This window comes from Chromobacterium sphagni (assembly GCF_001855555.1).
Lineage (GTDB): Bacteria > Pseudomonadota > Gammaproteobacteria > Burkholderiales > Chromobacteriaceae > Chromobacterium > Chromobacterium sphagni.
Map to the genome: position 1 here is coordinate 1 of NZ_MKCT01000003.1, position 7,191 is coordinate 7,191.

The window sequence follows — 7,191 nt, forward strand, 5'->3', positions numbered from 1 at the left end:
TCGCGGTGGTTGCACATGAAAAAAGCCATCCTCAGGATGGCTTTGATTCTTATGGTAGTTGTGGTTTCTTCACTAGTCTCCATGCAGGGCCGTCATGCAGCTCTTATTAAACCCGCGCACTCGAAGCGCCACTTTATCCAGATTTCGAGGTGCGACTCCAGGAAACCCACGGACCCACCGCCCAGGGGAATGGACGGCGGGAAGTTGCCGGCCGCAATCCAGTCATAGAGCGTGGTCTTGGTGATGCCTACGCGCTCCAGCACCACATCGCGGCGCAGGTAGCGGTCGCCTTTGATTGGGCCTTGTCCGTGCCAGGGGCGAGCGGGTTTTTCGTCGTCCGGTGCAATTTCGATCTTTGTTGTCATGTTGATTCTCGCGGTTGTTGATTGGCGGCCATAGGGAGCGGCCTTGCCGGTTTTCAGAGGACGGCGCCCAGGTTGATGGGATGGGCCGGCCGCTCGCCTATGGCCGCTGTGCGGCCGATTGATCAGATGCCTTCCACCACCAGTTCCAGGCTGGTGCGTTCTTCGCCGGTGGCCAGGATCTGGAAACGGTCCCGGCCTTGGCTGTCGCGGCCGTTGGCGACAAGCCGGCGTTCTAGGGCGTTGCCGGCCAGCGTCACCACGTAGCGCTGCAGCGGCAGCAGGTCGATGGGCAGGCGCAGCACGAGGTAGGGCACGAAGCCCGCGCCGGCCTGGGTGCTGGCGTCCAGCTCGATGTCACGCAGCCGGCGGGCCATGCGCTCGGCGCGGTTGATGTTCCGCATCTGGCTGTTGATCCTGTCTACCGTGGCGCGGAACTCGCTTTGCGCGTCCAGCAGCAGCTGGGTGTAGAGGCTGGTTTGCTCGTGGGTCGTGGTTGCGTTCATCGCGGTTGCTCCTTTTGGTTTTTGCCGCTCACAGGCGGCCTGCTTGGGTTTGATTGATCCATTGCCGCGCGCGGGCGGTGGCCTGGGCGAGCTGCTGGGAAACGGGGATGCCGGGGCCGTACGCGCTCCAGGGCTGCGGGCCTGGGCGGGCAGGGCGCTCAGCCTGGCGCCGGTCGGCGTCGGCCTGGGCCCGAACCTGGGCGATGACTTCCAGGCCGCGGCCCGCCGGTATGCCCAGGCTGGCGGCCAGCCGGCGGTTGACGCGTTGCAGGCGCACGCGCTCGCGGCTTTCTTCGCGCTGGCGCTTGGCGGCCAGGCGGTGGCGCTCCACATCGTCCATCGCCCATTGGCGGGCAAACTCCGGGAAGGCCGCCAGGTGGCGCTGCTGAGCCTCGAATTCCTGGCGCGCGGCCAGTTGCTCGGCGGTTAGCCACTCGTCGTCGTCATCGGCCTGCTGGGCCTCTCGCATCGCATCGGCCAGGGTGAAGCGGTGTTCGTCGGCAATCGGCCCCAGCGGGGCAACTGCGATTTCCGTAGAGTTATTGACACGAGTCCAAGGGGAAGCTGCGCTTCCCTCAACATCCAAACCCGGCGCCTTGCGGCTGATCTGCCATTCGTGCGGCCGTGTCATGGCAAGCTGGCCGGAAGCCTGTTCCACCACGCCGAACACGCGCTTTTGCCCTGCTTCGCCGTAGCGGTTGATGGCGGGCTCCGAATCCCGCGCCACTTGCAGCGGCATGTCGCGGCGCTTGGCTTCATGGCCGCCCATCAGGTGGACGAAGCGGCCCCAATTGCCGGTGTCGGCGGCAATGGCGGCATGCATCAGCACATCCTCGGCGCCGGCCCACTCCCAGCGGCGCAGCTCGCGCCACACCCCCACCGGCGGGCCGCCCACTTGCTGGAATTGGCGGATGCCCCAATGGCTGGCCCAGGCGTCCACCCGGCGCGCGGTTACGGTGGCGTCCGTGGCGGCGGACTGGTCGCGGCTGTCGCCATCGTCCTGGCCGGCCAGGCCGGTGAAATCCTGCGCTTCGAAGTCCTCGCCAATGCTGCTGCCGTCATGCTTGGCACCGTCCACGTTCTTGGCGATGTACTTGGCGATGTAGCCGGCGGCGGAACCCTTGTTCCAGTCGATAGCTTCGAACTTCACCCGTGCCGTGATGCCTTTCCACACCCAGCGCGGCGGCTGGCTCCAGAAATCCGCCTCGATGCCGACGCGGGCGGCGATGTCGGCCAGCTTGCCCTTGGCGCCTTCGGCGCGTAGCGCGCGGGCGGCGGCCATGGCTTCCGATTTGGTCTGCATATAGCGCAGGCCCAGCTCGTCGCGGTCTTCGCGCACGGCGTAGCGGGCGACGATGGCGCGGAAGGGCTTCACCTCCTCCGGCGGCATGAAAAACAGGCCGTGCATGTGCGGCGTGCCGTCGTGGTGCGGCTCCGCCACGCGGAAGCCAAAAATCTTGATGCCGGCGCGGGCCAGCGCGGCGTTGATGCGTGACCACACGCCGCCCAGGTAGTCGCGGGTGTCAATAGGGGTGAAGCCGGCGTACTTGGCGTTGCGCTTGCCGCTCTTGGCATGGCGCGGGTGGTACTTGCTGGGCGCGGTGATGGTGATGAACTCGCCGGCCATCTCCAGGCCGACGGCGATGTACTCGAAACCGGCGATGCGCACCATCAGTTCGGCGCGGCGGATGATGGGGTTGCTGGTGCTGAGTTCGGCCAGCTGCGCCAGCGTGTATTCCTGGCCCAGCTCGTTGATGGCGGTCAGCGCCTCCAGCAAGCCGCGGTTGCGGCGCTTCTGCTCGCTGCGGCGGGCGATGGCGTCATGGCTGGCGTACAGGCCATGGCGCTTATGCACCAGGCCAAACTGGATGGCCAGTTGCTCGCTGCGGCGCGCATTGGTCCGGCGCAAGGCCCGGCGCCACCACAGGCTGCACGCCACCCGCGCGGCGCGGCCGGTGTCGGACTTGCCGCGCGGCGGCTCCACGCCAAAGCTGCGGCAGTAGCGTTCAAGCTGGATCACATCCGCGCCGCGGCCAATCAGCTGGTCAGCCTCGAAAGCGCGTTGCTTGGCAAACTCCACCAGCTCCATCTCGCAGGCGCCCAGCGGCAGCGCGTTGCGCGGCATGAAGCGGGTCAACTCTCGCAGCCAGGCGTCGGCGTCGGCCTGGCGCGGGTCGGCTTGACCCTGCGCCAGCTCCAGCGGGCGGCTGCGGCGCTTGCGCCACTCGCGGCCAATGGCGCGGCCCAGGTGGCGCGGGAAACGCTCCAGTACCGGGAGGCGGGAAACGGCTGTCACGCGGCTTGCTCCTCGCGGCCAGTAGCCGCAACGGACAGCGGCTCGGCATGCAGCGGCAGGCCGCCGCGCAGTAGCTTGGCTTCAGCCAGGTCGCTTTGGCTGAGCGCGATATCCATTTCATGCATCATCCAGCCCGGCTGCGTCAGCACCATGGCCCGCAATGGCAGGCGATGCATGGCGATTAGCTGATTGATGGCGCGCTCCGCCACCGCCATGGTCTTGAGCGCGTCTTGAATGTCCTTCATCGCCTCCAATTGCGCCAAGTTCAGCAACTGCTCCTGCAACAGAGCTACCGACCCCGCGCTTGCGCGCCGCTCCGCATGGCGACGATCAAGGGCGGTGCCCACCAGGCGTATGGCTTGCTCGCGCGGGGTTTCCGGCCTGGGTGATCGGCAGAGTTCGCCCAAAAATGGCATGACGTTGCGGGCGAAGTGTTCGTTGATGGCGTTCATGGCTGAAACCTCGATCAGTGCAGCGGGATGAATTGCAAGACGATGACCAGCAGCAGCACGCCCCCGGCCAGCAGATCCACCACGGCGCGACGGTAGCCGGCCGGCCGGCGGCCCGCGGTGGAATAGCAGGCGGTGCCGTTGGCGAAGCGCACGTAGCGCATCTTGCGGATGCGTGGCGCGGCGTCCTGTTGCGTGGCGGTAGCGGGCTGATGCATGGCGTTCTCCAGGGTGGCGCTGTGTTTTTTGGGCGTAAAAATCCCCCTCGCACTGCGCAAGTGCGATTTTCAGAGAGAGGGGGAGGGGGTAAGACTTAGGCGGTCAGGCCGGGCAGCTCAAGCTGGTTTTCCAGCTTCTTGCGGCGAAGCTCATGCTGCAATTCCGACAGCCGCTGCTTGGTCGCCATCGGTATGCTGACGCCTGCCTTGGGTAGCGCCGGCGGGCAAAGCGTTTCGCGTACATAGCGATAGGTGGTGAAGGTGTGGCCGCAAGTGAGGTTGGAACACTGGAAGTATTCCTCTTGCGTCAAATTGCTGAGATAGCGGCTGGTCCGGGTGTAAGAAACTTGTTCGCAGTGTGGGCAGGTAAAGGCCATTTTTCCCTCCGGCAGATGAACGAGATACAGGGTTTTCCGAAAAAAAAGCCTTGGCCTCACAACCTTGGTCAAAATTGCCCCCGCGCCGCATTCCTGCCTTTGGCAGCGAATAATGACTTTGCTGGTGCTAAACCCATGAACCACGCGCACAGGGCGGTAAGGCGTTTCGCAGACGGGGCCGCCGCAGTGATGGCAAACGATGGTGTCTTCCATGATCAGCTCCGGCAGAACACTTGAAAGGTCAGGTGGTTCATCTGCGTCACCTTGGTGCAGATGGCATCGCGGATGCCTTCCAGGCGCTGGCGTTCGCGCTTGTCCACCTCGCCGTCGCGGGTGGCTTCGCGCCATTCGCGCGCCAGACGGCCCACTTCGTCCACCAGCTCCATGTACACGCGCTGGATTTCTTCATCGTCCACCGTCGCCACGTCCGGCAAAGGGATGAACACGCCGCCGGCCTCCGCCGCCACGGCCTCGGCAAACAGCGTGGTGCCGCTAAAGGCTTGCATCTGCAAGGCTTCATGGACGCTGACGGATTGGCCCTTGCGTTCGTACACGCGGTTTTCCAGACCATCCTTGCTAAAGCCCAAGGCAGCGGCCATTGCCGGCCAACCGCCCGGCATGGCCTTGCACATCGTCTGGTATGCGGTTCTCAATCTGTCCATTTCTTGCTCCATTCCACCAGCAGGCTCGGTGTTCGGTGGTTATGCTGAAAATGCTTTTTGGATAGCATTTGCCCATTCCGTCAGACCGTGTAGGGCCAGGAAGGTGGGCAGGCCAACGAGATAGATTTCGCGGCTTAGGCTGCTCTCCGACATGCCTAGCTTTTCTTTCAGCTTATTGAAGAGGTAGCGTTCAATAGGCAGCAGGCGCATCTGCACGGGCTTTGACTGTGCTACACCACGTGGACCGTAAACCCTTCGTCCACTCTGTGCGGTGGTGGTCATATGCGGTACCATCATCTGAAATCTGAATTGCTTTGCATCGTACATCTGAAATCTGAATGTTGCAACATGTTTCCGTCTGAAAATGGATGGGTGCGCTTTGCGAGAGGTAAAAAATTGAATATTGGGGACCGGCTTCGAGAGGAAAGAAACCGACTTGGCCTTACGCAGCAGGATGGTGCAAAGGCCGCAGGCGTTGGCTATACGACTTATATGGCGTATGAAGCTGGCCGCAGCTTTCCCAACGCTGAAGCCCTCAACCTTCTGCATGCTGTAGGTTTCGATGTCCTGTACGTTGTGACAGGTGTTCGCAATGGTGCCGCGCTGTCGAATGCAGACAGCAGCCTGCTGGCTGATCTGAACCAAGTTGACGAGAAGGGCCGCGCGCTTGTTCGCGGCCTGCTGGATACCTACAAGCGCTTGTCGTAGGTCACCCTTACCGATTCAAGCAGAAGCCCGGACTTAGCCGGGCTTTTCCATATGTGAATCACATCTATCAATCATGGTATCCTTTGCTTCCCAAATGGCATTTTGTGCCAATAAGAACAAAGCTCAGGACATAAACCGTGAATCGTCTATCACTTGCACAACTCATTCCGCTTATCAGCCTCTTGCTAATAACCACTCCAGTCCTTGCCAACAACACTGCCGAGCGCGTGTTAAAAGCGCTGATGGATGCGGGCATTCCTATCGTAGAAGAAGAGGTGGTTGATGCCGACACCGACCCAAATCGGCTATTGGGTCGCCCCTTCCAGTATGTCGAAAAGGCAGTTTGGGCTGATGACCGTATTGAGTGGTCAGACGAAAAGCAAATCTGCACGGTTGAGGTTTTCAAAAACAAGCAGGAATTGCAGGCACGAAAGAAACGCATCGAGAAGATCGGCCGGGCCTGGAGCCAGGCAGTGCAGTATCAGTTCAGCAAGGGATTGGTGTTGATCCGCCTTGACCGACGGCTCACGCCAGATGAGGCCGCTGACTATGGGAAGGTTTTGAAGAAGCTGCCGCTGTAAAACTCAAATTCGCGCCCAATTCAGTATTGGAGTTGTCATGTCTTTTCTCGAAGCCGTGGCCTGCTTGGCCGTCATTATTCCGTGGTGGGGTGCAATCGCATATCGTCTGTCCGCTCACGGCTGGCGTAGGATCAGCCGTCACCTGACAGGATTTGTTGTTGGCAATCTTTTGATGTCCATCTGCTTGATGCTGATCGGAGGCAGTCCATTTGGCTGGGGCTGGCTGCTGGTTGTCGTGGCGTTTATTCTTGGTGGCGGGGCATGGGCAAATGCCAGCGAAGGCCGCTCTATGTTTGACGATGGCAAGACAAAGAAACCCAGCGCGCCGCCGCTGCCATCTACCATGAAGCTGGCTAAAAATAGTCCTGAAACAGCTACTGTGGCCGCAAAAGCTTCAACTGCTGAAGTATCTGTTGTCATCCCTTCAATCCAAGTCGCCGCTACTCCGCGATCTACGCATGCCAACACCAATGCTCAAAGCCAGCAGAAGCTAGCGGAACTACGCCAGTTTGCGCAGGCTTAGTGGCCGACGGCGTCTTGAAGAGGCGGAGGTGTTTGCCCTAGCTAGATGGCTGGATAAGTACAAGCCGTTCATGGCGATGCCTTGGTACGTATGCTTGCCGACTATGTGCGCGAGGTGGTGGCAGAAGGCAGCGTTTCCATTGAGCAAGCCTACAACGTCTATGAACTGGCGATTGCCGTGGCTGATGGGCTGAGTGTGCGGGACGTCAAACAAAAACTGCCGCAGGCCAAGGCTGCTGCCAAAAACAAAGTGGAACCGTCGAAGCCGAAGGCGGAGAAGCCAACCGGCGGAGTTCGCCTCAATGGCGCGCTAGAAGACCTGCGCGATATGTGCCAAGAAATGGTTAGCGACGGCCTGATGGAAGAAAGCGAAGTCCGCGAGCTGGCGCGCTATCTGGATGACCATCCTTGGCTGGAGTCGGACAGCCTGATCAAGCTGATGGCGGGCTACATCGCGAAGTGCTGGCCGACGGCGAAGTGACGCCGATGGAAGGCATGGACGTGCTGGAC

Annotated in this window: 12 protein-coding genes; 4 read left to right on the forward strand and 8 right to left on the reverse strand. The window is 61.5% G+C overall.

The window, feature by feature from the left end:
* Positions 1–92: 92 nt before the first annotated feature.
* The 8 genes from BI344_RS06420 to BI344_RS06455 form a co-directional block, all read right to left on the reverse strand.
* Positions 93–365: a helix-turn-helix transcriptional regulator gene (locus tag BI344_RS06420; protein ID WP_083339090.1), complete on the reverse strand. Its 273-nt coding sequence runs from the start codon at positions 363–365 to the stop codon at positions 93–95.
* A 122-nt stretch (positions 366–487) separates the two neighbouring features.
* Entirely contained in the window at positions 488–868 is a 381-nt protein-coding gene (locus BI344_RS06425) for a hypothetical protein (RefSeq protein ID WP_071112163.1), read from the reverse strand.
* Between the two features lie 28 nt (positions 869–896).
* Positions 897–3,164 carry a replication endonuclease gene (locus tag BI344_RS06430; protein WP_071112164.1) on the reverse strand — a complete coding sequence of 756 codons (2,268 nt, stop codon included), beginning with the start codon at positions 3,162–3,164 and terminating at the stop codon, positions 897–899.
* On the reverse strand, positions 3,161–3,616 hold the full coding sequence (locus BI344_RS06435) for a hypothetical protein (protein ID WP_071112165.1): 456 nt from the start codon (positions 3,614–3,616) through the stop codon (positions 3,161–3,163). The genes BI344_RS06430 and BI344_RS06435 overlap by 4 nt, the downstream gene beginning before the upstream one ends.
* A gap of 14 nt (positions 3,617–3,630) precedes the next feature.
* Complete coding sequence (locus tag BI344_RS06440) at positions 3,631–3,831, reverse strand: hypothetical protein (protein ID WP_071112166.1); 201 nt, start codon at positions 3,829–3,831, stop codon at positions 3,631–3,633.
* A 95-nt stretch (positions 3,832–3,926) separates the two neighbouring features.
* Positions 3,927–4,421: an ogr/Delta-like zinc finger family protein gene (locus BI344_RS24735; RefSeq protein WP_083370100.1), complete on the reverse strand. Its 495-nt coding sequence runs from the start codon at positions 4,419–4,421 to the stop codon at positions 3,927–3,929.
* A 2-nt stretch (positions 4,422–4,423) separates the two neighbouring features.
* Positions 4,424–4,870, reverse strand: coding sequence for a YmfL family putative regulatory protein (locus BI344_RS06450; RefSeq protein ID WP_083370101.1), 447 nt, complete (start codon positions 4,868–4,870; stop codon positions 4,424–4,426).
* 39 nt (positions 4,871–4,909) lie between these two features.
* Positions 4,910–5,152 (reverse strand): hypothetical protein, encoded by a 243-nt coding sequence (locus BI344_RS06455; RefSeq protein WP_083370102.1) that lies wholly within the window; start codon positions 5,150–5,152, stop codon positions 4,910–4,912.
* Positions 5,153–5,218: 66 nt separating this feature from the next.
* Here BI344_RS06455 and BI344_RS22730 point away from each other — a divergent pair, with 66 nt between their 5' ends.
* From BI344_RS22730 to BI344_RS06470, 4 genes are all read left to right on the forward strand, one after another.
* Positions 5,219–5,578, forward strand: a complete 360-nt coding sequence (locus BI344_RS22730; RefSeq protein WP_158021038.1) for a helix-turn-helix transcriptional regulator — start codon at positions 5,219–5,221, stop codon at positions 5,576–5,578.
* Positions 5,579–5,715: 137 nt separating this feature from the next.
* Positions 5,716–6,159 carry a hypothetical protein gene (locus tag BI344_RS06465; RefSeq protein WP_139166903.1) on the forward strand — a complete coding sequence of 148 codons (444 nt, stop codon included), beginning with the start codon at positions 5,716–5,718 and terminating at the stop codon, positions 6,157–6,159.
* Positions 6,160–6,196: 37 nt separating this feature from the next.
* Entirely contained in the window at positions 6,197–6,682 is a 486-nt protein-coding gene (locus BI344_RS23720) for a hypothetical protein (protein ID WP_139166904.1), read from the forward strand.
* Between the two features lie 90 nt (positions 6,683–6,772).
* A complete protein-coding gene (locus tag BI344_RS06470; protein WP_071112172.1) occupies positions 6,773–7,162 on the forward strand; it encodes a hypothetical protein in 390 nt (129 codons plus the stop codon).
* Positions 7,163–7,191: the final 29 nt, after the last annotated feature.